Raw genomic sequence first — 25,191 nt, 5'->3', positions numbered from 1 at the left:
TCGCCACTCGTTGACAGAACCCTATATCGCAATCAATCAAATCAGAGGATTTTCAGTGGGGCGATCGCTTAAAATTTCTTTACATTATGAAAACACACAGGCTTATTTGCCAGCCAATCGAAGTTAAAAGAATTATCTCCCCTTGTCCATCAACCCCTAATGCTGCATTTGTTGAGCATTTTGTACTACGACGGACTGCTAGATGATGAACTATTGCAGTTAGCTGCTAATACTTAAAAGTCTTATCTGTTATGGGAATATTTATCATCACCTGAGTCGATGGTTGTTAGGCTATCCGCTAATTGGTGGGAGCAAGACGATGCTATTTTTAAATACCGTAAAAATTACGACAAACACAGATAATAATTGGAACAAACTTTCTACGAGCAGACTAATTGAAAGCTGCAAAGGCACAATTATTATCAGTAGATTTAGATGATCATGCCGATGATCACGAGACAGTTTTTGGCAATAACTCCATTGATGAGACTAATGGTTATTAGGTTTTATTAGCTAGGAAAGCTAGAATCTAGACTTTTAACTCCTGTATAGACGCGATTAATCGCGTCTATCACTTTCTAACTCTCATCAGCTTTCTTGCGGGTTGCGGTAGCCAAAAAAGTTAATACTGTAGTTAGTAATCCGCACTCCTGTTTGTTCTTCAATTTTGCGGATAAAATCTTCTGGCAGTTCTACATGAACATCAAGAATTTGATTTGTATCTATACAGTTGACATGACTGTGAGAGTCACTTATATTACCGTATAAACGCCCATCACAGCGTTCAATACACTCAATGATGCTCTGACTAGATAATGCTTCTAAATTTTGATAAACAGATGTATGACCGATTTCTTTGCCTTGTTGGTTCAAGCGATCATAAATCTCTCTAGCAGAAAGATGTTCATTTGCTTGCCAAAGTAATTCCAGAATAAAGCGACGCTGACGACTAACGCGCATACCCAGGATTTGACACTGCTCAAGGGCATCTTCTAGGGAACGAATTGGTTTTGTAGGAATTGTTTGTTTTTGCATATTACAGCTTGTGAACTGTTAAGAAAATTTTCCCATTTCAACGTTTATTGGTTATTTAATATATGCAATCATATTGCACAGTGCTTTTTGACCTGTACTTGTATTTTGGCTTTTGATGCTGCGGAAGTGACAGGTGGTGATAATGATTTTTTTGGTTGTTGACGGCTACTTTGTCAGACCTTTATCTAAAACAAACTCATTACAACTTTAACTTAAAATTGCTGTAAATGTCCACCTTGGGGCAGGCGTTACCTTTTCCAAGTAGGCTAATTCTAATCACATACTATGTTAATGGTGTAGCAATTTTCATTTAAATACAAGTAATTATTGTAATAATTAAATGTAGCCACCGATATACGGGAATTGCGTAAGCGTAGCCCGCCGCAGGCATTGCCAGCGGATCATATCAAGGCTTGCAACTAGATGTATATTTGTTGTAACGAGCGAAAACTAAGCAAAAGTCAGTAGATCACAAAATTTTTTATAACCCGTACCACATGGGGATTTCAACAAAATAGCAAGACTAGAGAAAATAACCGATTAATCAGCGTTTTAGGCGACACCCTGAGTTAATACAAAGCGATCGCCCTGAAACTAACGCTGTTTCCCCCAAATTCACGATGCCTGAAACCCTCATGATTGCGTCAGTTTCCGAAAGTTTGTGATCTACTGATATTGAGTCATCACATCCTTGATTGCAAATTTAACTACTTTAGGACTTACGCAAAAATTGCCAACTTCGCTTAATTTATCGAACCGCCAAGACGAGGCAGTGCGTTGGGCGGCTCTGCCGACTTGAAGCAACTGCCGTGCCAAGAGCGCCGAGAATTCGTAGAGTGTGCGTAAGTCCTATACTTAAAGAACAAAGTCAAAGGAGTGAAGGTCAATCTAGCGTCAATCCCTGAAAGCTGCTACTGTAGATTGTCGATCTTACAGTTGAGCATCAAGAAAGTGACTGCTGAATCAATGACAATCGCGATCGCACTCAATAATGACTTTATTAACAATCTGGATCTGTCGCCTGCGTCAACGGTGATTGAACAACTACTGCAAGATGGGGTAGCATCCCATGAACAGCAGCTACGTTTTGATATCAATTACGATCTCGAACCTGGCGATCCACGGGAACTCTCAGAAATTGCAGAGGTGCGGCTGTGGTTTGTGCGCCTAGATGCCAAATACCCCTGGTTACCATTTTTACTAGATTGGAAAGCTGGAGAGTTTGTTCGGTATGCTGCCATGCTTGTACCACACCAGTTCAGTTCTCAAGAAGGCATTCAGTACAATCCTGAAGCCTTAGAAATATTTTTGATGCATAAAATCTTTATTTTAGGTGATTGGCTCAAACAACAGGGTATTCCCAGCCTATCGCGGCTGAAGTCTATGGCCCAAATGCTGGGTTATGAATTAGAGGATGCTTTTTTTGAGATATTTTAAATCGCTAAGTGCAACGACTACTGTATTTAAATCGTGGATTGCTTGAAATAAAACGTTACCTTCGTATTGATTAATCATGACCTCCATCCTCGTCCTCGGCGCAGGCGAATTTGGCCTCTCTATTAATTTAGGTGATGCTATAGAAACCGTTCTCAAGCAAGCAGCGTCCTAACTAATATGCCTACAGCTATAAAATCTCAAATTGGCACAGTCAACTTTGATTTGATAAATTAGTAGTTTGCGCTGTCTTCGCTAAAGCGCAAACTACGAACAATCTTTAACCATCAATTATTTCTTTACAAACTACTGATGGGACATAAATGCAGAGAAAAATCTAGTTTTCTAGCGTATTTTTTAATACTGAATGACCGCAAAATCTAGTCATCATGTCCAGGTTTTGCGGTCATTTAACAAACGCATAACTATATTGGATATCCAATAGACTGATTGCAGAAATTGGGACAAACTGCTGGTTTAGCCACCCAAAATTTTCTCCAAAACTGCGTTTGGTGAAACATCCGCCGTTTTTCCCGTGGGGGATTCAATGGCCAGAAATTTATCGTTTTTCGGCAACAACTTAGCTGGATCGCTAGGCCCAAATAGGGCGATGGTATAGGTTTGGACTGCAACGCTCAGTTGTAATGCCGCACTATCAGTAGACAACATCAAATTAGCCCCGGCGATTATAGCAGTTAACTTGCCAATATCATCTGGGGCAGTCACCTTGATATCTGGAGAAGACTCCAGAAGCGATCGCATAAACTGCTGATCATCAAGTCCCTTAATCACCACCACAGGCAGATCCGGCTGCTTATGTTGGAAGGCTTGAATAATTTGATGCCACTTCTCGACAGGGTAGATTTTATCCGGTTCTTTAGCCTGGGATAACTGGCCAGAACCGCCATGAATCAAGATATAGCCTGTTTCATGCACCCCTAAGCGTTTTTGTTCGTTTTGTGCCCACTCAATATCTGGTTTTGGCACATTTACTGCTAACTCTGGGACAGGGCTATTTATTTCCAATGGTTGGAGCAAATCATGATACAATGCCGCCGCATACTGGGATGGTTTGAATGGCACAGTGTGGCTTAGAAAAACCGAACCTTTGCCTTGGTAGCCAATACGTATGGGAATTCCTGTCAACCAGAGCAAAAGACCCAGCAACCAACTTTGCTTCACAGCAATGACAACATCGTATTCGCGATCGCGAATTACGCCTACTAAGTTACCCCAATCTGCCAGACTGTTACGGTCTTGAAAATCAAAGTTCAGCACCTCGTGAACCGACTTGCTCACTCGGTAGGCAGCCTTTGACCGGGGTTCAACAACGACATCTATCTGAGCGTTAGGGTAATGGCGCTTCAGGTCATCTAGAGTCGGAAAGAAGAGAATTTGGTCGCCAATTCCGCCAGGTACAAGGGCTACTACTCGCATAATATTTATTGACGCTTACTCGCTCCCTATTTTAGGGGAAAATATATAGCTTAAAGATTGAGGAATTCTGTGTATTTACTAATTCCAGCTGCGGGAATCGGAAAAAGAATGGGGAGTAACCGCAATAAACTCCTACTGCTTGTGCGATCGCAACCAATTATTGCTTGGACTCTATTAGCCGCAGAAGCCGCAAGTACAATCAATTGGATTGGGATTATTTCCCAGCCTGATGACTGGTCTGACTTGAAAGCAATTATCGCCGATTTGAAGCTGACTAAACCAGTGGAATTGATTCAAGGTGGCTCCACGCGCCAAGAATCTGTTTACAATGGCTTGCTGTCCCTCCCAGTAGCCGCAGAACAAGTGTTGATTCATGATGGGGCCAGATGCCTTGTCACATCAGATTTATTTAACTCTTGTGCCGAGGCGATTCGCCACTGTCCCGGTTTAATTGCTGGTGTACCCGTCAAAGACACCATCAAAGTTGTCGATCAACAAGGCATAATTCAAGAAACACCCGACAGACGACAATTGTGGGCGGCACAAACTCCCCAAGGATTTGATGTCAAGTTGTTGAAACAGTGCCATGCTGAAGGTGTTCGTCAAGGTTGGGAAGTAACTGACGATGCCGCTTTGTTTGAAAGGTGCGGTATTGAAGTCCGAATTGTCGAGGGAGAGGAGACAAATTTAAAAGTGACCACTCGACAAGATTTAGCGATCGCAGAATTTATTCTCACAAGTAGAGGCTTTTGATGAAAATGAACAGGTAGAGGGGAAACTTTCTCTAGGTTTTTTCTCATGCCCGTTTCAAACAATAATTTTGGCAATTTAGGATATAATTCCACACACTTGTTGATTGTTAGTTGTCATCTGCTAATGACTAGTAACTAATGACTAGTAACTAATGACCAATGACTGATGATTAAATGATTATAGCCACAGCGACGAAGATAGAAGCAATTCTCTATTTAAAGGGTAAACCCTTGTCGCTCGGCGAAATCGCCGAGTATGCCGCGTGCGATCGCGCCACTGTCAAAGAAGGCATAATTGAACTAATGGACAACTATGCCCACCGAGATAGCGCTTTAGAGGTAATAGAAACCCCAGATGGTTACAGTTTGCAACTACGGTCTGACTTTCATGATTTAGTGCAAACGATGATACCAGTAGAATTGGGAGTAGGTGCATTGCGGACTTTGGCAGCGATCGCCCTCAATAGTCCCATACTCCAGAGCGACTTGATTAACCTACGCGGTTCAGGAGTATATCAGCACGTTCCAGAACTCGTCGAGCTTGGTTTCATCCGAAAGCGCCGAGACAGCGATTCTCGCTCCTACTCGCTCCAAGTAACGCCGAAATTTCACCAGTATTTCCAAATCGAACAACTCCCGCAAATACTTTCCACCAGCCAGAAAGAAGAACAATTAGAACTAGAACTAGAACTGAAGGGAGTAGAGGGATAAGGGGGATGAGGAGAATAACCAATATGCCCCATTCCCAATCCCCAATGCCCTCTGCTTTTAAAGGCTTATACCCGTAGTGAATGCGCTAGCCTTGTACAATGGTTTAAAGTAGAGTTAGCAATTAAGCTAAATAAAACTGCCAATGGTGTTTAATCCTGACTTCTTGAATGACAACTCTGAGGAACACCCTAATCAACTTCTTTCCGACCACTCTGAGGAATACCCCAATCAGTTACTCAAATATCTACAGCATCAGTCTCCTGATGTTTTAGCGAGGATTGCTCAGTCCGCCAGCCCCGAAATTAAACAAATTATCTCCCAAAATGTCCAAGGGCTAGTGGGAATGCTCCCTGTAGAAAATTTCAACGTACAAATCACTACAGATCGGGAGAACTTAGCTGGGCTTTTAGCGTCGGCCATGATGACAGGGTATTTTCTGCGCCAGATGGAACAAAGAATGCAGTTAGAGCATTTGTCTAATGGTCAATAATCAATAGTCAGTAGTCAAACATTCTGAGACTATTGACCAAATAATTACTAATTCGTAATTCGTAATTAAGAGGGTACAGAGCTACCACCAAAATTTCTAATTTGGTGGTCAAGAAGACAGTTAGGGTACAAAGCAAGTACTGATCACAACTACGAATTACGAAAGCATTGCGGTAACAATAACGCAGCGTAAAGCCTTCTCTTATCATAAGGGGAGAAGCTGTTCGCGTTCGCTTAGAGCGAGTAATTGAGCGTTGGAACGAGCGTTATTATCAATTACGAATTAGCTTGACTACTTCCTTTCAGGATAAGCACCTGATTGCACTTTAAAGGTTTGAATTTTACCGCTGCGGTTGACTTCGATCACTAAAATGTCCCCAACTTTGCTGGCCTCTACTAACTTCTGAACTTGGGCTGAGGTTTTGACTGGTTTACCGTTAACTTTTTGAATCACGTCTCCAGGAAACAGTCCTCCGCGCTTGGCTGGGGAATCGTCTGTGACTCCTCTAATCACAATTCCAGCGTCCTGCTGAATGTTTAATTGATTTTCTTGATTAATCTGCTGTTTTTTGATCGCAGAAAGGTCTGCCATTTCAATACCCAAGAAGGGATGTTCCACACGCCCTTTGGTAAAAAGTTCATTGGCGATGCGGGCGGCGGTTTCAATGGGAATGGCGAAACCGAGTCCTTGAGCATCAGCGCGGATGGCAGTGTTAACACCAATCACTTCGCCTTGGGCGTTTAACAAGGGGCCACCAGAATTACCAGGGTTAATTGCGGCATCAGTTTGGATAAAGCTGACTCGCTTATCTGGGATACCTACCTGAGTGCTGGTGCGATCTGTAGCGCTGATGATGCCAATAGTAACAGTATTATCTAAACCCAGAGGATTGCCAATAGCGATCGCCCATTCTCCTGGTATTAAGTTTTGCGAATTGCCCAGTTTCACTGTCGGTAAATGATTCGCTTTTATTTTCACCACTGCGACATCTGTCACAGAATCAACTCCTACCACCTTCCCCTCTAGACTCCGACCATCTTTGAGGGTTACTAATACTGTATCTGTATCTGCTACTACATGAGCGTTGGTGAGTAATTCTCCATCTTCGCTCAAAATAAATCCTGATCCTGTACCACGCTCAATACGCTCTTGAGGTATTGGTTGTTCATCCTCTCCAAAGAATCGCCGCAAGAGGGGATTTTTCAAAGCGTCAGAGATCGGATTGGCTACTTTGCGGGTAGCATTAATTCGCACCACAGCCGGGCCAACTTTTTGTACTGCCGTCGCAATAAAATTCACATTCTCGCCCCCAGTAGCCCCAATAGCTGCGTTAGGAGAATTTGGAACTATGGATTCTGGAGGCAAAGCCATTGTCACATTTCTTAACTGTTGGAACGAGGGATTTTGTAGCAAGAGATAGCGACTCCCAAACAAACCTGCACCACAGCCGAACACCAGTAAAAATACATAAACGCCCAGTTGCTTTAAAGATAACTTCATAATCATTCTGCTTAAAGACAGCAATGCAGTTGCTAATTTCTAAGTGTAGTCAAGCTAACGGCAAGTGGACAGATCAATTTATAAAGAATTGGGCATAGGGTATTAGTTATTCTTCCTGTCTGTATTGTCCTCCTCATCTCCCCACTCCCCACTCTTCCCATCTAAAATCTAAAGTTAATGCGCTTTTGACCTGTGTACATGACTTTACCCTTTCGTCAACTGTTTCTCTGTAGCTTAGTTAGCGCCTTGAGCCTAGTATCCATAGTGCCAAACACTAACAGTGCTAATGCTGCTGTAGGTGGTTGCCCAACTCCAGCGTTATCTCGCTTCCAACGCCATAAAGTTGTTCGTGGCGAAACTTTGGAGAGCATAGCGCAGCGCTACAATCTCATTCCCACAACTATTATCGGCATGAATCCAGCTTTGCAGAACGGTGCGATTGCAGTCGTTGGTAGTGTACTTCAAATTCCTCCCTACAATGGGGTTGTAGTCGAAGTGCCTCGCGGTGAAACTTGGCGACAAATAGCGGCAAAATACAAAGTTCGTGCTGATAGCCTTTTTGAAGTGAATGGTTGCCAAGAAGACCCCAGAATTGTGTTTGTTCCGGGGGTAAATTGGTCGCCCAATGGTGTTGTAACTAAGTCCCCTTTACCTACTGATACAGGAACGCCAAACCGTGCATCTCTGTCTGGATATCCTTTGGCACAAGTGGCAACTGTAGCATTAGCTTATGGGTGGCAAATCAATCCTGCGACAGGTCAAGTTTTCTTTCATAGTGGTGTTGACTTATTAGCAGCAATGGGTACTAATGTGCTGGCGATCGCTCCTGGAACCGTAGCCTTTGCTAATGATCAAGGTACTTATGGTAAGTTGGTCATTATTAACCACAGTGGCGGACTCCAAAGCCGCTATGCCCAGCTTGACAGTATCAAAGTTACTGTCGGTCAGCAAGTGAAAAAAGGAGACTTACTGGGAACAGTAGGCACTAGTGGACAACCAAGTTCCAACCGGCCGCATCTCCATTTTGAAGTGCGTTCTAGCTCATCTTTGGGTTGGGTAGCAGAAGATCCGAAGGGTTATTTGAAGAAATGAGGTTTGTTTTTAAACGCAGAGGAACGCTGAGGGAAGCGCAAAGGTTTCGCAAAGGAAATCTCTGTGTTCCTCTGCGGAACCTTTGCGATCCTTTGCGTTAAAAAAAGGATGCTATATTTTCGCTAGATTTGACGATATGCATTCCTGCCTCTGCAAACCTTGTAAATGCGGCATCTGCCTGTTCTGTGTAGTCTACAATACCGGGAACAACAACAGGAGAAGTGCAATCTTCTAAGAGATAGATTTTTTGAGCAAGGCTAGCATCTACCTGTTTAATTTCTGTTAATAAATCGTCAATTGTCCAGGCGACGCAATGACTTTTGGCTTGACCACCAATAATTACTGCATCAAATTCTAAAAGTTGCTTGATCAGGTGCGTGTTCTTTTGAGCAAGTGGACGCTGCTTAAAATCTTCTAATACTTCTGGGCGTAAGATGGAATAGTTTTCTGTTAAAGGATTTTCACCTTTGATTTCAAATTGTGTTTGACTCTGACGCGCAATGCCGTGGAAAAATATCGCTTCTTCTACCGATGAGACTAAAGCATGGCCGATACCGCCCAACATAGAATGATAAGGCCAAACAGTGAGGGGATATTTCCCATCTTGACTAAGTTGCTTAAGGTAATGGTAAGCGTGTTTTTCTAATAATTTATAATCCCCATTAGTAAGACTGTTAGCAACTGCTGGGTTAACTTTCCAGATCCCTTGTTCGATATCTCCAGGAGTGATGCTAGTTGCTGCTGGAGTGGGATGTTCTCCGGCGGCGTTCACCCAAAAGATGGGATGAAAAATTTGTGTTGCTGTGTGGGTGTCTAAGGTGGGTACAATTTTGGTAATTACTCCCAAGTTGCGATAAATAAACTCACATAATCTGACATTATCATCCACCGCCCCATTCCCAAATTTTCCACCTACAAATAATTCAAAGCCGGGGATGCAGAAGGTGTTTTGGACATCAATTAATAGTAAGCAAATGCGAGTTTTATCTAAAGATGCAGGTTTGATATCATGTTGTTTTGCCCAGATTTCCGCATCTGTGGCACGTTCTTGGTAAGGTACGCGCCAGACTTCGCCCACTTCTTGAAGGTTAAAATGTGGGGGAATGGGTAATTGGGTTGTTATTTGGGTGTTCATAATTACAGTCGCTTTTATTCTGTAATAACATCTATAATCTCAATCCCCAAATTTTCTCAAGTATAGTGTTACTTTAGTAAACATCATCATGAGAACTTAAGGTCAACAAAGAAATTATTAATTCCCCAGAATCGGGATGAGGAACAAACTCAAATAGAATACGATTGTTGTAGTCTATGGAACAAGCTCATGTACCCAATAAATCCCCTTTAAGTTTATGAGTACGCAAGCTAGGGTAAAACGGATCTTCAGCAAGTTGTTCTCCTAAAATATAACTTTGTTTCCTATTAAGGTTATCATTAACTGCGTATCCAGGTGCGTAGGTAAATATAGCTGCATAACGCATACCTTCCGGTGCTAAAATTTCTGTGGTAAAAGTACCCTCATTTCTAGCAATAGGGTATGCAACTGGCTGGTTTTGCTCATGCAAAAATGCTAGTAATTCCAGTTCAAAACCAATTTCTTCTTTATTCCTCCACCCACGCCGATAAACCCGCAAAATATAGTTTTCTCTCTCGGTTGTCACTAAGTAAATATCGTTTAAACCTCGTTTGTATAATTTACAGCTATGAGATTTGGGAATTGGATACTCACAGAGTACAGTGGTCATTAAAGCCGCACTATCAGGAATTGGTGAATTACAGGTATTGCAGGTTGGATCATAGAAAGATTATTGTATTGATGCTATTTATAACTCAGTAATAAACTGATGACTTCGTTAGGCTTTCCTAAGGAACGCTGTGCGATCGCTAACCCTACTCAGTTAGAAGAGTTTTTTAATTGCTCTTTATTTCTTTGCCTGTCTGATTCTGATTCTCCATTTTTTTCTACCTAATCATCCAAAAAAGCCACTACCTATGGCAATCTGGGAAACAGAGATTTATCAAATCTGATATTTTAGCTACAGGAAATTTACCTGATAGGGTTATGCAAATGCCAACTCTTACAACTTCCGATACCACAGTAGATCAACCCACTTTTGATACAACTATCAAGCGGCGTAAAACCCGTCCCGTAAAAGTGGGAAATGTCACCATTGGGGGCGGCTACCCCGTTGTGGTGCAGTCAATGATTAACGAAGACACTCTTGATATTGATGGTTCGGTAGCTGGTATTCGTCGTCTGCACGAAATTGGCTGTGAAATTGTCCGTGTCACAGTTCCGAGTATGGCTCATGCTAAAGCTTTAGCAGAAATTAAACAAAAATTAATTAAAACTTACCAAGACATACCAGTTGTGGCAGATGTCCATCATAATGGGCTAAAAATCGCTCTGGAAGTCTCCAAGCACATAGAGAAAGTACGGATTAATCCGGGCTTGTATGTGTTTGAAAAGCCAAACCTTAATCGAACTGAGTATACTAAAACCGAATTTGACGAAATTGGCGATAAAATCCGCGAAACCTTAGAACCTCTGGTAGTTTCTTTGCGGGATCAAGGTAAATCCATGCGAATTGGGGTAAATCACGGTTCCCTCGCTGAAAGGATGCTATTTACCTACGGTGACACCCCAGAAGGCATGGTGGAATCTGCCATAGAATTTATCCGCATCTGTGAATCTTTGGATTTTCGCAACTTGGTAATTTCCATGAAAGCCTCACGAGTACCTGTGATGTTAGCCGCCTATCGCCTTATGGCCAAGCGCATGGATCAACTGGGTATGGATTATCCGCTACATTTAGGCGTTACGGAAGCCGGTGATGGCGAATACGGACGCATTAAATCCACGGCTGGTATTGCTACCTTACTTGCTGATGGCATTGGCGATACAATTCGCGTCTCACTTACAGAAGCACCAGAAAAAGAAATTCCCGTTTGCTACAGCATTCTCCAAGCTTTGGGATTGCGAAAAACGATGGTGGAATATGTCGCTTGTCCTTCCTGTGGACGCACTTTGTTTAACCTAGAGGAAGTGCTGCACAAAGTTCGGGAAGCCACTAAACACTTAACTGGGTTAGATGTGGCAGTTATGGGTTGCATTGTCAATGGTCCCGGAGAGATGGCAGATGCTGACTATGGCTATGTTGGCAAAACACCTGGTTACATTTCTTTGTATCGTGGTCGAGAAGAAATTAAAAAAGTCTCAGAAGATAAAGGTGTAGAGGAATTAATTAACCTTATTAAAGCAGATAATCGCTGGGTAGAGCCGTAAGGGAAGTGGGGAGTGCTGAGTGCTGAGTGAAGAATTTTATTTCTTTACTCAGAACTCAGAAAAGAGAAACTGTTTTGCCCCATGCCCAAAAATTTTGTATCTTTAAACTACCAAGGTCACCGGATTGTCAAGTATTTTGTTGAAATTAGGAATACATCCTCCATCTGTACAGTGGTAGCCTGTGTTAGATTGAGCATACTGACTATATATTTTCCCTCTGACGCAGCTGTCATTATGGTGATTACAAAAAGTAGGCTTGTTTTGGGTGCTACGGTAGTGACACTCTCCACGATCGCTGTTACTAGCCTTGGCATTCACTCGCGAGGTGAGGCTTTATTTAAAGCAAGTCCCAAAGAATTGGTAGATGAAGTTTGGCAAATTGTTCAGCGCCAATATGTAGATGGTACTTTTAATCAGGTAGATTGGCAGGCTGTTCGTAAGGAGTACTTGAGCAAGTCCTACAGTAATCCGCAGGAAGCGTATAAGTCCATTCGGGAAATGCTGAAAAAGCTAGAAGATCCCTACACCCGATTTATGAATCCAGAGGAATTCAAGAGTATGCAAGTGGAGACCTCTGGAAAACTCACAGGGATTGGGATCACAATCAGTCAGGATGAAAAAACGAAGCAACTGGTTGTAATTGCGCCAATTGAAGATACACCAGCCTTTAAAGCTGGTATTTTGGCAAAAGATGTCATCCTCAAAATCGACGGCAAAAATACCAAGGGGATGGATATTAATCAGGCAGTATCCCTGATTCGAGGTGCAGCAGGAACGCAAGTCAGCCTAACGATTCAGCGCGACGCTCAGACAAAAGAATTTGACATCAAGCGCGCGGATATTAAAATCGATTCAGTTAAGTATTCCCAAAAGAAAACTCCAGCAGGTAACCTTGGGTACATTCGCTTGAATCAGTTCAGCGCCAATGCTGGTGAAGAAATGCAAATCGCTATCAAAGATTTAGAAAGCAAGCAGGTAGCTGGATATATTCTGGATCTACGTGGTAATCCAGGTGGCTTACTCTTCTCCAGTGTAGACATTGCCCGGATGTGGATAAATAAAGGTAAGATTGTTTCCACCGTTGAACGCCAAGGAGAGGCATCAAAAGAAGAGGCAAACGGACGCGCCTTGACAAATAAACCGTTGGTGGTTCTGGTAGATAAAGGTTCAGCTAGTGCAAGTGAAATCCTCTCAGGGGCTTTGCAGGACAACAAGCGTGCTACTTTGGTTGGTACTCAAACCTTTGGTAAGGGACTAGTGCAATCGGTACGTCCCTTGGAAGATGGCTCAGGATTAGCGGTAACAATTGCTCATTACTATACGCCCAACGGTACAGATATTAACCATAAAGGTATTGCTCCAGATGTGAAGGTAGATTTGACCAAACAGCAGATGGAGGAGTTGTGGCTCCATGAACGTGACAAACTCGCTACCCTAGCAGATCCCCAATTCGCTAAAGCAGTGGAAGTGATAGGTAAAAAAATTGCTGCTAAAAGCACAGCTTCAGTAGAAAAATGAAGAGTTAGAAATAAAGTTAGGAGTCAATTGTGAGGAGTTAGGAATAAAAACCATGATTGTCAATTCATAACTTCTAACTCTAAACTCCTAACTTTTAACTTAAACTGGTTGGCACTTCCCAGCCCTAATAAGTCCGACACGCCGAGCGATCGCTTCTTCTTGCGAATTAAAAGGCCCCCACTGTTCTATAATCTCTAGATTATCGTCGCCAAGTTTATCGCTGGGGAGAATTTCGCAATTACCAGCAGAGCGTTTGACAATATACCAAGTTTGTGAATCATTCATACTTGAAATAAAAACTTTGTTTTTTACAGTAAGGATTCTAAAGCATATAGAAAATATTCTCCCGTGTATGGGATTGTGTCGGATCTGATTTAGCTATAGACTACACTTACAACCAGTTACTTACAGTCAGAAATTTGCTATTTGCCCTTGGCTACCCACTAAAGAATTTTAATAAAAATATAAAGTGTACTTAAATAATAAGTAGATGAATTAATATATGATACATATATAATACTTCTGAAATTCAATAGATTGATATGCGTTTACCTATCATTATCAGTGCGGGGTTATTGTTATCTTTCGGACTGAACCTACCAGTAATGTCCAAATCTCCCGTAGAGATAGCACAAGCACAATCGCCAGCGAGTAATAACTGGAATTTAAGGCGATCGCAAAGGCGATTAGAATTTAATCGCCGTTTCTGGAGTGGGCAAAATATTTCCAACTATGAATATACATTGAGCAATAGTTGCTTTTGTATAGCCGATGCTAGGGGACCAGTAGTGATTAAAGTACGTAATGGTCAAACAATTTCCGTCACTTCTGTAGCTACAGGTAAACCAGTTAATCCAGAATTCTTTCAAAGCTACAACACAATTCCTAAGCTGTTTGATGTAATTCAAGATGCTATCAGCCGTAAAGCCTTCAGCTTGAATGTGGAATATAGTGCTAGATTCGGCTATCCAACCAAAATTAATATCGATTACGACAGTCAGATAGCTGATGAAGAAAAATATCTCACAATTGAGAATTTTAAGGTAATTAAATAGCCGTCGTTGCAACCAGAAAATTAGATATTAAGGCAATAGGTATGCTTACCTACATCATTAGACCTCTTGCATAAATGCTTAAATTGTTATATCGAGCGGAGCTAACAGAGTAGTGAGATTTTTCTCTTCATTGCGTTCCGCTCAAAATGACATTCCTGATTTTTTGACTTTTGCAAGAGGTCAGTTAACTGTTGGCGTTCAAGTTTCTATATACTGCTGTGCGAATGTCTCAGAGTTAAAGGCGATCCAGTGCGTAGCTTGCCGCCGCAGGCATCGCCTTTATTTATCCCATTTATTAAATTTCCTCTAATAAAAAAGATTAGCGTTGTTGATTAAATGTATAAATCTTGGTCTAGAAATGCGAAAATTCGAGCGATCGCTCGTCACCAAAGTAAGTAAGCGGGCAGAAAAATTTCCCCTTTTTGGCTAGATACACAAGATCAGTTTGTCAGGGACGGTACTCCTATTCGGGAATAACTAGTAATAAAAATACAAGCCGAAATCCAACATATATCAAATGAACTATCTAATTTTTTGAGAGAGATATTGAAAGTAGAACTGAATATTAACCATTTTATTTGTTACCCTTCTGGCAATTTAGCAAACGCCTGCTCAACTAACTCTTTTGCTTTAGCATCCAAACGTAGCCAATCCACTTCCCCCAGTTCATCAATTAAATTAGTATCAATATCAGCAGTCTCCTTCTCTGGGCTGTATTCCAGAAAACACACTTGATAACATAGTTCCCACAAATCGATACTCGCTTCTTGCTGTTGACGCTGCAAACGTAGATGATATCCTGGATGGGGCATCGGCAGACGAGTAAGAGTCTCTCTGATTCCATCTGCTTCTTGGGGCGTTGCAGTTTCCATTGCTTGCAACAACTCAGTCACCAATGCTTTGATTTCATCAGTGGTGCTAGGCGGCCAAATCAGGACATCGTTATAAGTTCCCGTCCAGGAAGATTCATCAAGCAACTTGCGGATATTGTCGATAACGCGAATGAAAGCAGGTTGCATGAGAATTTCAGCCTGCTGCCATGCAACTGAGTTTGTTATTTTAGGTGGCATTGGTAGTAAACAGGGGCACTAAAAGAAAAAAAAACAGTCTGCGTTTATTAAAAAGCTGCGTTTTTAATCTAAATCTTTTCTCAAGATAGCGGATTTCATTGAAGAAAATTTGGAGATATTTATTACCAGCTGAAAAATTAGGTAATAACTCTGGGGAGGGAATATGATCGGCAAGCTACTAGACCATCGTTACCAAGTAATTCGAGTCCTCGCGATGGGAGGATTTGGTCAAACCTATATTGCCCAAGATACTAGACGGCCTGGCAATCCCATCTGCGTCGTCAAGCACCTCAAACCCGGAAATGACCCCAGAGTTTTTGATACTGCTAAACGCCTGTTCCACAGCGAAGCCGAAACCTTAGAAAAACTAGGCAACCATGACCAAATACCCAGGCTGCTAGCATACTTTGACGAAAACCAAGAATTTTATTTAGTACAAGAATATATTGAAGGACATACCCTAGCTGAGGAACTTATACCTGATAAGCGTTGGAGTGAAAGCCAAGTAGTTCAACTCTTACAAGAAGTTTTGGAAATTCTCGAATTTGTCCACCGCCAAGGTGTGATTCACCGCGACATCAAGCCAGATAATATCATCCGTCGCACCTCAGACAATAAGTTAGTTTTAGTGGACTTTGGGGCAGTGAAACAACTGCGTACACAATTGGTGACAGTGGGCGGACAACCCTCTCCCACAGTAGTTATTGGCACTCCTGGCTATATGCCCACAGAACAAGGGCAAGGTAAACCGCGCCCCAACAGTGATATTTATTCCCTTGGCATCATCGCTATTCAAGCACTAACAGGATTATCCGCAACAGAACTGCAAGAAGACCCAGAAACGGGCGAAATCATTTGGCAGCAATCTATAATTGTGAACTACCGACTGGCGGCAGTGTTGTCCAAGATGATAAATTATCACTTCAAAGACCGCTACCAAAACGCCACGGAAGCACTGCAAGTATGTAAAGACGCGATTAATCCTGTACCTGCACTTTCCACATCTCAAGAATCTGCCAAAAATTCCAGTTACCAAGCAGCCAAATCTCAGCGTCAAGTATCTCGGCTGCAAACTGTTGCAGTTGCACCAGCAAATCCTGTCAAACCTGCCCGTCAAGACTCTAGCAAATCAGATCCATGGCCGATATTAATTGGCATATTATTAGCGGGTGGTGCGGCTGCTTTGGTAACAAATGTATATCCAAATGTAAAAAATTTAGCTTCTAATCTTACAGGTAACGATACCGCCTTAGCAAATAAATGCTCGGCTGTTGTCGTCGGAAATTCTAATATCCGTTCTGAACCTAGTTCGATAAATTCTGATAATGTTTTGCAAACAGTTACCGATAACACCAATTTCGAGGTGACTGGCAAGCGCACAAAACGGGGTTGGATAGAAGTTAAACTTAAATCTGGTCGTTTGGCTTGGGCCCACTCGGACGTGATAACTAATAATCAAGAATGGGGTTCTTGCCTGCGCGAAAAAGGCATTGCAACTAAGATTGTAGATGATAGTCCCCTGATTGCGACTCGACCGACTCCTAAGCCAAAAGCAAAATCGAGGGATGTAGCAACTCCATTACCAGAAAAGCCGAAAGCGTTAACTGACGACACTGGGAAATCAGATCAATCGCAGCCTAGTGATAACAATGCCAATATTATAGAACAAGCAAAGCAGAAGTATAATTCAGGGGATATAGTGGGAGCGATCGCACTTTTGAGATCAATTCCGGCAAATGCTGCTTCTAGTATCCAAGAGACACGCAAAATGATTGTCCAGTGGCAGGAAGATTGGGCCAAAGCAGAGGCGTTATCTAATGAGATAAATAAAGCAATAGATGATGGTAAGTGGGATAAAGTTTTAGATTATAGAAATCATCCAGAAAAGTTGCCTAATACTCAATATTGGCGAAATAGAATAGAACCATTATTTAAACAAGCAGCCGAAAATCTAGCAAAACAGGCATTAAGTAAACTAGAAAATCAAGGTAATCAGAAGACTACCCAACATCAACTTCTCAATACTAACCAACCTGCCACTAAAGAGAGTCCTAATACCATAGAAACTCCTAAAAGCGGCTTTTAATAGTTATCACTAAATACTGTTTACCTCATTGGGAATGTCTAAAAGCAGGCTCCGCCTCCTAAATTCGCGGCAGCAGCCCAATGAAAAACGTTTCCAGGTTCTACCTGGAAACGAGATTTTAAATCGGTGTTTCTCTGTGATTTATTTTCCCTAGTGCATTTCGTCGTATTCTGGGGCTTCAACTCGTCTTGCTTCCATCCGCGAGGCAGGTAGAAACTCAGCACGACGGACTGGAACCAAGGGCGGCGTATTTCCTTGGTAAGGGTGAATAACTTGTACAGTACGGGCTGGACGCTGCCGTGGTGAGAATAAAGCCAATACTCCAGCGACGACAACACCACCACCAATAGTCAGAGCCGCACCTCCCACAGCCCAGAGCATGGGTGAAGACCACCAAGGATTTTGCGGCTGGAATGCTGCTGCTTTTTGTTGATTATTCTGCTGGGCTAATTGCCACTGTTGCTGAGTATTGAAATTTTGAACTTGGCCTTGAAGTTGTTGATTTTGCAACTTCAACTGTTCATTGTCGTTTTTTAAACGCTCCAACTGCATTTGCGTGTTCAGCTTCTCCATCTCTTGGCGCTGATCAGAAGTAGGAGCAGTCGGTGGCTGACTGGGATACATTGGTTGCCCATAAGGGCCGTAAGGATACATTTGTGGCTGTACTCCCGGCGCTACTACAGTCCCTGGCATTTGCGAAGCAACGGCAAAATTAGGTTGTAGGGATGTACTTGTCCCTTTGAGCAATACCAGAGCCGCCAGCCCAGCTACAGCTACCCCGCCGATAAACGCCATACTCTCACTCATCGCCTTTGTCCCTCAATTGCGACGCAACTATAACCATTTGTGACTGACTCCCTCTCACACACATAATTTATACCTACTCGACTTCACATAATACTCAAACTATAAGCGACCGGATCAGCTAGTTTTTTTAGAGCATGATATCTGATGTTAATATTCAAAACCATAACGGTCAAATTGTCTACTAAATAAGAAGAGAAAAACAGCGTTGTTATACTTTTTAATCTACTTTCCCCGTCTAATCAAGAGGAGTATTTGTACTGTTGTTAGTGGTCTTGATAGCTGCTTTGAGACTTTGGCAAAATTCGGCGATCGCATTTAGTCCCTGCTCTGGTGTGCCTTGGGCCAACTTTTTCACAAAAGCGCTGCCCACGATCGCACCATCTGCGCCCCATTCCCTTACCTGTCGGGCTTGGGCAGGTTCGGAGATCCCAAAGCCTACAGCGATAGGTTTATCAGTAACACTACGAATTTGTTTGAGTAAATCAGACACGCGGTTTTCCAGTTGCGATCGCACCCCTGTTACCCCTGTGACGCTGACTAAATAAATAAATCCAAGGGATGAACGAGCGATCGCTTCGATCCGTTGGGCAGAACTGGTGGGAGCGATCAACAAGATTACGTCAATTCCCATCTCACTAGCTGCTTGGAGCAAGCCTGCTGCTTCCTCTAAGGGCAAATCAGGTATTACCAATCCTGCTACCCCAGCAGCAGCGACTGAAGAGAGAAATTTTTCAATTCCCCGGTGCAGAATTGGGTTGTAATAGGTAAATAAAATAATGGGCGATCGCAGTTTAGGAGTAATCCCTTGCAACATTTCCAGCACCTGCTCTAATTTCGTTCCCCTTTGCAGGGCGCGGCTAGCAGCAGCTTGAATTACTGGGCCATCCGCCAGAGGATCGGAGTAGGGTATGCCTAGTTCTATAATGTCGGCTCCACTGCGATCTAGAACCTGCAGCGCTTTTGCTGTTGTTTCTAAATCTGGATCGCCAGCAGTAATAAACGGAATCAGAGCGCACTCACGATTCCGTCTAAGGGTTTCAAAGCAATGAGAAATCGCAGTCATTTAAGTGTCGAGAGTCAAAGGTCAAGAGTCAAGAGTCAAAATTGGGACTTTGGACTCTGGACTCATCAATGATAACTTTACACCTGAGATTGCTCTTCTTGTTCTATTTCAGCTTGAATTCGTGCTAGTTCTTCAGGAGTCAGCTCATCTAGTCGCTTTTGGAGAAAGTCTTGCTCATACTGTTCCCGCTGTTGGTGGTAGGTCATTTTTTGTCCCACCGCACGGAAAAAATAGCTGGCTAACCAGCCAACTAACCCACTGACTAGTAAGACTTGGCTCCATATACCAGCTTTCTGATTATCGAAACCGACTAGCTGCAATCCTACATATGCCAAGCCGCCGGCAATAAAAACACCCAAGCCAATTCCAATAGCGTCAATCCGTCGCATGAGAGTTATGACCTACCAATCTTGTTAAACTTCAATTTGTCGCCGTCGGGGTCGAAAATTTACAAACGGCGATAGAACTAACAAACCCGGAAAGAAGAAAAACACCAAAAAGTACATAAAGGTACGCTCAATGGAGGTAGCTACATACCAACGCTGCTTCAGGTACAGCAAGATAGCAATCGGGATTACCAGAAGGTAAGCTCCAGCCAAAATCAGATACAGCAGGGCGACAATCATAACTTTCAAGTCTTAAGCTTCTGTTTTCCATCATAGGCTGAAGAGTCAGACTGAGGAAAGTATAATCATGACGCTTTCAACATGACTACGCCAGAATTCCTCGTCTATGTCCAGATTAGACTGATAAAAGGTAGTATTATGCTGTAATCGTAAATCCACTCTTCTAACAAATGCTCTAGTCAGACAAGAAAGAAAATTCATCCAGATTGATTACCAGCAAACAAGAAAGATTTCCAACTCTGGAACGCAATCGCCCTATCTGGAAAAAATATTTTCAATCTAGTTGGACAAAAGACACAATTGATGGTGGAATAGATGAGGAGGTATTTACTGCCTCCACGAAATAACTAGTTATACTAGTTGCCAAACACCTGCGGGGGTGTGGCGGAATGGTAGACGCTACGGACTTAGATAACTGAGCCTTGAAGGAGAAATCCCTCAAGTGGAAGCTCTCAAACTCAGGGAAACCTAAATCTGGTTACAGACATGGCAATCCTGAGCCAAGCCCAAAAATTTGAGATTTGCGATTTGAGATTTGCGATTAATCTTCAATCTAAAATCCAAAATTGAGGGAAGGTGCAGAGACCCGACGGGAGCTACCCTAACGTTAAGTCGAGGGTAAAGGGAGAGTCCAATTCTCAAAATCTGAGCTGGCTATTGTCATCAGGTAGCAGTGAAAACTGCGGGAGAATGAAAATCCGTTGACCGTAAAAGGTCGTGTGGGTTCAAGTCCCTCCACCCCCATTAAAAATTTAAAATGCGAAAAGACTCCTATATAAGGTATGGGCGCGTTGTATCTAATGGTAGATCAACTCGTCCATATAGTCTTGTATTGGCTTTGATTGTTATGACTAAGTAATTTAACTTAAACATTTGATGAATTATTAAACAATTTGTGTTTAATACTTTATTTATAGTCAGAGTTTATCAAATTTGTGTAAAAAGATTACTGAATCTCTAAAGAATAGATTGATGCTAGTGTTCACCAAGGTTAAGCTGGTAATAATATGAACAGGAAGCCTTTTTGTCCTGATAACTGGAATGAGCGCTAATAGTTTATCAATTAGTCAGCAAGATCCCGATTATGTTACGTCTAACTCTAGACAACGAAATGTGCAAATTGCACAAGAGGAGGTTTATAGCTTCTTCGTCAAAATTGTCAAAAAATTGCCGCCAGATGATGTTTTGCGGGAATTCAAAGGTTTATTTATAGACGGTCTGGATTCACAGTATTCCCATTCTATACCTGGGATATACAGCATTTTTTTAGATGATAATGAAAAAGAGTACTGTAATACACTTAAGCGGTGTATCTACATAATAATTAATAATTGGAAAACTAACAGAAAAGACAAATATATCCAAAAATTAGTTAATTTATTTGTTGATGAAAGTCGGAAATTAGATACCAATGATTTTTTAGAGATAAATATTCGTGAAAGCTGGCTAGAAAATTTTATATCCAGCAAAGATTACCAAGAAATAAAATTATTTGCTAATAAACATGACGAATTATCTAAAGGTCATTGGGCTAATCGCTACACTTCTTATTTATTAATTGATCAATCTGTTAATGAGAATAATTGCCGAGAGCAACAAGAGGCTGCTAGAAGGCTTTATAGACAGATAAAAGACAAATATAAGTTTGAACTAGCAATGTATATTGCTCGTTCTCAATCTGCTGTCCCAAGCACAAACCGCTACAATAATCCCAGTATTTTGGGAGATAATGTTCTGCATTTGATAAAAACAATTGTTTTAAAAAAGGGTATATTTAGCCATGAAAATATTGCCAATATATTTATCAAACAAACTCAAAATCAAACTCTTGAAGAATTTAAAAAAAGTATAGATAAATATCTCTTTTTTTCTGTAGATAATCAAGAATTAGTCGGAAATTTGCGGCAGCAGTTTGCAGAGAAGTTATCCTTATGGAAGGAAAATTATAATCAAGAAATTATCACTAAAGAATTATTCCTGAGAACCTGTAATCGAGTGATTGATTGTTTGACAACAGAAAATGGGAAAGAACCTTCGTCATTATTTATATTATTGGTTTCTCCAGGCCACTCTCTAACATTGGTGATTTTACTACTAAAGACTATTTTGATTTGTAGAAATTCCCGCAGGCATTTAGAACTTAGGATTGCTCATCTGATTCGTTATTACGAAAAATATCCTGAAGATGAATGCAAGTGGATAATCAATTTTATCGAGATTTTTAATATTACGTTTGCAATTTATGCAGAAAACGTAGAATACAACTTGATTAAGATGAAAGAAGAAGATAAAAGTAGTAATCTCCAGTTGAATCTGGATGATTATCGTGTATTTTCACAGATGAAGGTAGATAGACAAAAATGAGTGTCGCCTGATTCATGATTTAGCAAGGCGTTCGTCTAACCAAGCCAAAGCAGCACCGGCAGTTTCAGCTAGAATACTAATGAGGCGATATAAAGCGATCGCACTAAATACTAAGGCGGCTGGAAAGTGGTGTCGTAAAAGTTCATATGCAGTCGCTTCAAACACACCTAACCCACCAGGCGCTCCCGGAATGATAAACCCTAACAACCAAGCGCAACTGAAAGCCCCTAACAACAAAGGAATTTGATTCACATTCAATGAATCCAGGGCGAACATAGTTAATATAAACCCAGTTCCACGTAGTCCCATAAAGCCCAATTCTCCTAACAAAGGTCGTAAAGGGTAGCTTTTAAGACTGAATGGAACAGTTACCTCAGTGGTGACAGCAGACTTTTTTGCTTTCAATCTGTATAAAAAGCGAATAACTGGGTTTAAAAACCAAGGATGAATCGCACAAAGGACTACAGTTAAACTCAGCAATTGTAATATTTGCAGAACAAGGGTAGTATTAGCTGCTGCAAATTGTCTACTACATAGGACAATGATGATTAAAGCAGCCGCTAGCATCAGTAGCGGTTCCAGCAAAACACTTAAGGTAGCTGCACCAGCAGAAATATTGGCATTTTTTGCTGCCATAATTCGCCCGTAATGATGCCAGATATTACCTGGCAAATATTTAGCTATGTTCGTTTTTAGGTACACTTGGATGAACTGGGGAGATGATATGGGTTGATTTAACTCTTGCAGAATCCAAGTCCAGATCCAGCCTGCCCAAGTATGTGCCAGTAAAGTGACGCCTGTTGCGATCGCCATAATTGCCCATCCTACCCCATCAATGCGGATAGCAGTCACTTCAATCCAATTATCCTTCAGAGCTTTACCTAAAAAAAACAGCGTTCCGCCCAAAATTATCCAGCGTAAAAATTGCTTCATGAATTTAGTAATTTAACAGTTAGAGCAACAAGGGCTGAATACCTCAACTATTACAGTACATCAGCTACCTATCCAAAGCTTTTGAAGGATTAAACAGGTTGATGTAGTTCTTTTTCAGAAAACATATTACTTTATTTTATATCTCTCTAGAGTTAGATAAAAATATTCTATTATTACTAATTAAAATGTGGCCTGCGCTAGAGGTAAAGTTAATTTTATTATTCATATCCTTAATAGAGGTTATCGAAAGTGAGCAAACCAAGACAAGCACAATTTGCTGACCAATCCAATGGTTCAGTAAACTATTAGCTGATTAATATTTTGGTAAGGAGAATTACATGAACACTGTGAGAGTATTCTTGAAAAAAGTAAGATTGCGCCAGATATTAACTATCTTTTTCGCTGGAGTATTGTTAATAGTTAGCACTGCTTGTAGTGGGGCAAATGCTCAAGGTGCAAATCCACAAAATCCTGCTGTGCAAGCTGGCGGAGCAAACAATCCTTATAAGAATGGTGGAGACAATTATACCAACAACCGAATGTCCACCGCTCCAAAAATAACAAACCCAAAAGCCAATCAGGGACGTGACGAAGCTAGCTTACAACCAAGTTCACAATTGTTAATTGCTACAAATAGAGAATCCGAGATACTTTATCCTAGTGGTGAGACACCAGCAGATCGAGTCAACAAAGAAGCAAAACTACCAATTATCACAGATCAGGACTTCCAACAACCTGAACCAGGTGGTTTGATTCAGAATGAAGCAAATGTAGGCGAACGGGTTAAAGATCGTCTTGAGACTGTAAAAGAGGCTGTTGAAGAAGCTTCTGGCTTTTTGAAAAACAAGGCAGATGAAGCGGGTACAAGACCTGAATTACAGAAAAATCCAGCATTAGGCAGATAAAACCCTTATTTTCTCTTAATGGTTGGCATTTGAAATCAATCTAAATTATCTTGGTTGAAGTTTAACTTAGTCACAAAAATCCCAGGAGTTAGAAGCATGAAAAAAGCAATGAATTGGCTGAAAAACATTCGTCCCTTAAAAGTTCTAACTGTTTTTTTAGCAGGAATGTTCTTATTTTTGACACAAGCTTGTGGTGATCCAGGAACAGCAACACAGCCACCAAAGCCTGAGGCTCAATCACCTTATTCCAAGCGATATGATCCCACAAAAGATTATCCTCTCTCTTCTCCTGCTGGTGGAATAAATAACTTTAGTGATGTAGATCCTAGAGCGAAAGATGAAAAGGCAGCGAATGACAGAGGGGATGCGATGGCAAAAAATGCTCAAAGGAATATTGACGAGAAAGGGGTTAACAGTCCAGGGGAATATGGCCAAAATTACAAGGAAGGTACGCCCTTTGGTGAAAGAGTAAAGAACCTGGGTGAAGATATCGGCAATTCAGCTGAAGAAGTTCGCAAAGGTGTTGTTAAGGGAACTCAGCGAGGAATTGAAAATATTAAGGGTAATACCCAGAATGCTGCCGAAGACGTAACAAAAAATGTTCAGCGTGGGGCTGAAGATGCTGGTAAAAATGTTCAGCGTGGGGCTGAAGATGCAGGCAACGCAGTGAAGAGAACAGTTAAAAACGTTGATTGAAATTAGTTATTCAATCTCCTGCAAAAATATGAAAGCACCCACAGACTAAAGTCTGGGGCTACTCAAGCAAAGTCTGCCTATGCAGGCTTTGCTTGGTTTTTAGAGCAAAGACGTTTCCTTTCTTCTGCAAAGAAGTTAAAGCAAAGCTTTATCGCATCTGGATTTTGAAGATGAGGCTTCCGACCTACCTTTAACAAGGGATTTTGCCCCAAGTCTTGTTCATTGAGATGGTAGCTGGATTTATGCCGTGCTGTACTAGACGCTGTGCGATGGTTGGGATTATATCGTTATTTCCTGAAAATCCAGCATTTAATAGAGTTTTGAGCATAAA

The 25,191-nt window shown here is 41.6% G+C and carries 24 protein-coding genes; 12 read left to right on the top strand and 12 right to left on the bottom strand.

Annotation, left to right across the window (positions count from 1 at the left end):
• Positions 1–588: 588 nt before the first annotated feature.
• The gene (locus V7K35_RS10560; protein ID WP_334795691.1) at positions 589–1,035 is read right to left on the bottom strand and encodes a Fur family transcriptional regulator; all 447 of its coding nucleotides are present in this window, start codon (positions 1,033–1,035) and stop codon (positions 589–591) included.
• A gap of 966 nt (positions 1,036–2,001) precedes the next feature.
• Between V7K35_RS10560 and V7K35_RS10555 the strand changes: the two genes are divergently transcribed.
• Positions 2,002–2,472, top strand: coding sequence for a CRR6 family NdhI maturation factor (locus V7K35_RS10555; protein ID WP_334795695.1), 471 nt, complete (start codon positions 2,002–2,004; stop codon positions 2,470–2,472).
• Positions 2,473–2,946: 474 nt separating this feature from the next.
• Here V7K35_RS10555 and V7K35_RS10550 read toward each other — a convergent pair whose 3' ends face one another.
• Entirely contained in the window at positions 2,947–3,906 is a 960-nt protein-coding gene (locus V7K35_RS10550) for a glycosyltransferase family 9 protein (protein ID WP_335078703.1), read from the bottom strand.
• A 69-nt stretch (positions 3,907–3,975) separates the two neighbouring features.
• Between V7K35_RS10550 and ispD the strand changes: the two genes are divergently transcribed.
• The 3 genes from ispD to V7K35_RS10535 all read left to right on the top strand — a co-directional run bounded on the left by ispD (position 3,976) and on the right by V7K35_RS10535 (position 5,859).
• Positions 3,976–4,659 (top strand): 2-C-methyl-D-erythritol 4-phosphate cytidylyltransferase, encoded by a 684-nt coding sequence (ispD, locus tag V7K35_RS10545; RefSeq protein WP_335078701.1) that lies wholly within the window; start codon positions 3,976–3,978, stop codon positions 4,657–4,659.
• A gap of 173 nt (positions 4,660–4,832) precedes the next feature.
• Complete coding sequence (gene scpB, locus V7K35_RS10540) at positions 4,833–5,369, top strand: SMC-Scp complex subunit ScpB (RefSeq protein WP_335078699.1); 537 nt, start codon at positions 4,833–4,835, stop codon at positions 5,367–5,369.
• Between the two features lie 142 nt (positions 5,370–5,511).
• A complete protein-coding gene (locus tag V7K35_RS10535) occupies positions 5,512–5,859 on the top strand; it encodes a DUF760 domain-containing protein (RefSeq protein ID WP_273764562.1) in 348 nt (115 codons plus the stop codon).
• Between the two features lie 291 nt (positions 5,860–6,150).
• Here V7K35_RS10535 and V7K35_RS10530 read toward each other — a convergent pair whose 3' ends face one another.
• Positions 6,151–7,359 carry an HhoA/HhoB/HtrA family serine endopeptidase gene (locus V7K35_RS10530; protein ID WP_335078697.1) on the bottom strand — a complete coding sequence of 403 codons (1,209 nt, stop codon included), beginning with the start codon at positions 7,357–7,359 and terminating at the stop codon, positions 6,151–6,153.
• Between the two features lie 198 nt (positions 7,360–7,557).
• On the opposite strand from V7K35_RS10530, the gene V7K35_RS10525 reads away from it, so the two are divergent.
• Positions 7,558–8,451, top strand: coding sequence for a LysM peptidoglycan-binding domain-containing M23 family metallopeptidase (locus V7K35_RS10525; protein ID WP_335078695.1), 894 nt, complete (start codon positions 7,558–7,560; stop codon positions 8,449–8,451).
• Positions 8,452–8,548: 97 nt separating this feature from the next.
• On the opposite strand, the gene V7K35_RS10520 is transcribed toward V7K35_RS10525, so the two are convergent.
• Entirely contained in the window at positions 8,549–9,586 is a 1,038-nt protein-coding gene (locus V7K35_RS10520) for an isochorismatase (RefSeq protein WP_335078693.1), read from the bottom strand.
• A gap of 187 nt (positions 9,587–9,773) precedes the next feature.
• Positions 9,774–10,196 (bottom strand): phosphotransferase, encoded by a 423-nt coding sequence (locus V7K35_RS10515; protein ID WP_335078691.1) that lies wholly within the window; start codon positions 10,194–10,196, stop codon positions 9,774–9,776.
• 317 nt (positions 10,197–10,513) lie between these two features.
• Between V7K35_RS10515 and ispG the strand changes: the two genes are divergently transcribed.
• Together ispG and ctpC are read left to right on the top strand one after the other, a co-directional pair.
• Positions 10,514–11,737, top strand: a complete 1,224-nt coding sequence (gene ispG / locus V7K35_RS10510) for a (E)-4-hydroxy-3-methylbut-2-enyl-diphosphate synthase (protein WP_335078689.1) — start codon at positions 10,514–10,516, stop codon at positions 11,735–11,737.
• A gap of 234 nt (positions 11,738–11,971) precedes the next feature.
• Positions 11,972–13,255 carry a carboxyl-terminal processing protease CtpC gene (ctpC, locus tag V7K35_RS10505; protein WP_335078687.1) on the top strand — a complete coding sequence of 428 codons (1,284 nt, stop codon included), beginning with the start codon at positions 11,972–11,974 and terminating at the stop codon, positions 13,253–13,255.
• Positions 13,256–13,354: 99 nt separating this feature from the next.
• Here ctpC and V7K35_RS10500 read toward each other — a convergent pair whose 3' ends face one another.
• Positions 13,355–13,540, bottom strand: coding sequence for a DDE transposase family protein (locus V7K35_RS10500; protein WP_335078685.1), 186 nt, complete (start codon positions 13,538–13,540; stop codon positions 13,355–13,357).
• Between the two features lie 257 nt (positions 13,541–13,797).
• Between V7K35_RS10500 and V7K35_RS10495 the strand changes: the two genes are divergently transcribed.
• Positions 13,798–14,310, top strand: coding sequence for a DUF6174 domain-containing protein (locus V7K35_RS10495; protein ID WP_335078683.1), 513 nt, complete (start codon positions 13,798–13,800; stop codon positions 14,308–14,310).
• Between the two features lie 581 nt (positions 14,311–14,891).
• Here V7K35_RS10495 and V7K35_RS10490 read toward each other — a convergent pair.
• Positions 14,892–15,380, bottom strand: coding sequence for a hypothetical protein (locus tag V7K35_RS10490; protein WP_335078681.1), 489 nt, complete (start codon positions 15,378–15,380; stop codon positions 14,892–14,894).
• Positions 15,381–15,543: 163 nt separating this feature from the next.
• On the opposite strand from V7K35_RS10490, the gene V7K35_RS10485 reads away from it, so the two are divergent.
• The gene (locus V7K35_RS10485; protein WP_335078678.1) at positions 15,544–17,466 is read left to right on the top strand and encodes a protein kinase domain-containing protein; all 1,923 of its coding nucleotides are present in this window, start codon (positions 15,544–15,546) and stop codon (positions 17,464–17,466) included.
• A 150-nt stretch (positions 17,467–17,616) separates the two neighbouring features.
• Here the strand turns inward: V7K35_RS10485 and V7K35_RS10480 are convergent, their stop codons facing one another.
• The 4 genes from V7K35_RS10480 to ndhL form a co-directional block, all read right to left on the bottom strand.
• Positions 17,617–18,273, bottom strand: coding sequence for a heterocyst differentiation related protein (locus V7K35_RS10480; protein ID WP_335078676.1), 657 nt, complete (start codon positions 18,271–18,273; stop codon positions 17,617–17,619).
• A 235-nt stretch (positions 18,274–18,508) separates the two neighbouring features.
• Entirely contained in the window at positions 18,509–19,336 is an 828-nt protein-coding gene (gene trpA, locus V7K35_RS10475; RefSeq protein WP_335078674.1) for a tryptophan synthase subunit alpha, read from the bottom strand.
• Between the two features lie 77 nt (positions 19,337–19,413).
• Positions 19,414–19,725, bottom strand: a complete 312-nt coding sequence (locus V7K35_RS10470; RefSeq protein ID WP_335078672.1) for a DUF3007 family protein — start codon at positions 19,723–19,725, stop codon at positions 19,414–19,416.
• Between the two features lie 24 nt (positions 19,726–19,749).
• Positions 19,750–19,962: an NAD(P)H-quinone oxidoreductase subunit L gene (gene ndhL / locus V7K35_RS10465; RefSeq protein ID WP_334795670.1), complete on the bottom strand. Its 213-nt coding sequence runs from the start codon at positions 19,960–19,962 to the stop codon at positions 19,750–19,752.
• A 1,041-nt stretch (positions 19,963–21,003) separates the two neighbouring features.
• On the opposite strand from ndhL, the gene V7K35_RS10460 reads away from it, so the two are divergent.
• Positions 21,004–22,326, top strand: coding sequence for a hypothetical protein (locus tag V7K35_RS10460; RefSeq protein ID WP_335078670.1), 1,323 nt, complete (start codon positions 21,004–21,006; stop codon positions 22,324–22,326).
• 12 nt (positions 22,327–22,338) lie between these two features.
• On the opposite strand, the gene V7K35_RS10455 is transcribed toward V7K35_RS10460, so the two are convergent.
• Complete coding sequence (locus tag V7K35_RS10455; protein ID WP_335078668.1) at positions 22,339–23,259, bottom strand: YbhN family protein; 921 nt, start codon at positions 23,257–23,259, stop codon at positions 22,339–22,341.
• Between the two features lie 338 nt (positions 23,260–23,597).
• On the opposite strand from V7K35_RS10455, the gene V7K35_RS10450 reads away from it, so the two are divergent.
• Both V7K35_RS10450 and V7K35_RS10445 read left to right on the top strand, forming a co-directional pair.
• Positions 23,598–24,164, top strand: coding sequence for a DUF6658 family protein (locus V7K35_RS10450; RefSeq protein WP_335078666.1), 567 nt, complete (start codon positions 23,598–23,600; stop codon positions 24,162–24,164).
• Positions 24,165–24,260: 96 nt separating this feature from the next.
• Positions 24,261–24,860, top strand: a complete 600-nt coding sequence (locus V7K35_RS10445) for a hypothetical protein (RefSeq protein WP_335078664.1) — start codon at positions 24,261–24,263, stop codon at positions 24,858–24,860.
• The last annotated feature ends 331 nt before the right edge of the window (positions 24,861–25,191 follow it).

It is taken from the genome of Nostoc sp., assembly GCF_036917275.1.
Taxonomy (GTDB): domain Bacteria; phylum Cyanobacteriota; class Cyanobacteriia; order Cyanobacteriales; family Nostocaceae; genus Nostoc.
The sequence above is the reverse complement of the archived record's forward strand: the minus strand, read 5'-3'. Positions and strand labels throughout refer to the sequence as shown.

Excerpts from the sequence above, each read along its gene's own strand:
- V7K35_RS10560 (WP_334795691.1), bottom strand. The coding sequence starts at position 1,035 with ATGCAAAAACAAACAATTCCTACAAAACCAATTCGTTCCCTAGAAGAT.
- V7K35_RS10555 (WP_334795695.1), top strand. The coding sequence starts at position 2,002 with ATGACAATCGCGATCGCACTCAATAATGACTTTATTAACAATCTGGAT.
- V7K35_RS10550 (WP_335078703.1), bottom strand. The coding sequence starts at position 3,906 with ATGCGAGTAGTAGCCCTTGTACCTGGCGGAATTGGCGACCAAATTCTC.
- scpB (WP_335078699.1), top strand. The coding sequence starts at position 4,833 with ATGATTATAGCCACAGCGACGAAGATAGAAGCAATTCTCTATTTAAAG.
- V7K35_RS10535 (WP_273764562.1), top strand. The coding sequence starts at position 5,512 with ATGGTGTTTAATCCTGACTTCTTGAATGACAACTCTGAGGAACACCCT.
- V7K35_RS10530 (WP_335078697.1), bottom strand. The coding sequence starts at position 7,359 with ATGAAGTTATCTTTAAAGCAACTGGGCGTTTATGTATTTTTACTGGTG.
- V7K35_RS10525 (WP_335078695.1), top strand. The coding sequence starts at position 7,558 with ATGACTTTACCCTTTCGTCAACTGTTTCTCTGTAGCTTAGTTAGCGCC.
- V7K35_RS10520 (WP_335078693.1), bottom strand. The coding sequence starts at position 9,586 with ATGAACACCCAAATAACAACCCAATTACCCATTCCCCCACATTTTAAC.
- V7K35_RS10515 (WP_335078691.1), bottom strand. The coding sequence starts at position 10,196 with ATGACCACTGTACTCTGTGAGTATCCAATTCCCAAATCTCATAGCTGT.
- ispG (WP_335078689.1), top strand. The coding sequence starts at position 10,514 with ATGCAAATGCCAACTCTTACAACTTCCGATACCACAGTAGATCAACCC.
- ctpC (WP_335078687.1), top strand. The coding sequence starts at position 11,972 with ATGGTGATTACAAAAAGTAGGCTTGTTTTGGGTGCTACGGTAGTGACA.
- V7K35_RS10500 (WP_335078685.1), bottom strand. The coding sequence starts at position 13,540 with ATGAATGATTCACAAACTTGGTATATTGTCAAACGCTCTGCTGGTAAT.
- V7K35_RS10495 (WP_335078683.1), top strand. The coding sequence starts at position 13,798 with ATGCGTTTACCTATCATTATCAGTGCGGGGTTATTGTTATCTTTCGGA.
- V7K35_RS10490 (WP_335078681.1), bottom strand. The coding sequence starts at position 15,380 with ATGCCACCTAAAATAACAAACTCAGTTGCATGGCAGCAGGCTGAAATT.
- V7K35_RS10485 (WP_335078678.1), top strand. The coding sequence starts at position 15,544 with ATGATCGGCAAGCTACTAGACCATCGTTACCAAGTAATTCGAGTCCTC.
- V7K35_RS10480 (WP_335078676.1), bottom strand. The coding sequence starts at position 18,273 with ATGAGTGAGAGTATGGCGTTTATCGGCGGGGTAGCTGTAGCTGGGCTG.
- trpA (WP_335078674.1), bottom strand. The coding sequence starts at position 19,336 with ATGACTGCGATTTCTCATTGCTTTGAAACCCTTAGACGGAATCGTGAG.
- V7K35_RS10470 (WP_335078672.1), bottom strand. The coding sequence starts at position 19,725 with ATGCGACGGATTGACGCTATTGGAATTGGCTTGGGTGTTTTTATTGCC.
- ndhL (WP_334795670.1), bottom strand. The coding sequence starts at position 19,962 with ATGATTGTCGCCCTGCTGTATCTGATTTTGGCTGGAGCTTACCTTCTG.
- V7K35_RS10460 (WP_335078670.1), top strand. The coding sequence starts at position 21,004 with ATGAGCGCTAATAGTTTATCAATTAGTCAGCAAGATCCCGATTATGTT.
- V7K35_RS10455 (WP_335078668.1), bottom strand. The coding sequence starts at position 23,259 with ATGAAGCAATTTTTACGCTGGATAATTTTGGGCGGAACGCTGTTTTTT.
- V7K35_RS10450 (WP_335078666.1), top strand. The coding sequence starts at position 23,598 with ATGAACACTGTGAGAGTATTCTTGAAAAAAGTAAGATTGCGCCAGATA.
- V7K35_RS10445 (WP_335078664.1), top strand. The coding sequence starts at position 24,261 with ATGAAAAAAGCAATGAATTGGCTGAAAAACATTCGTCCCTTAAAAGTT.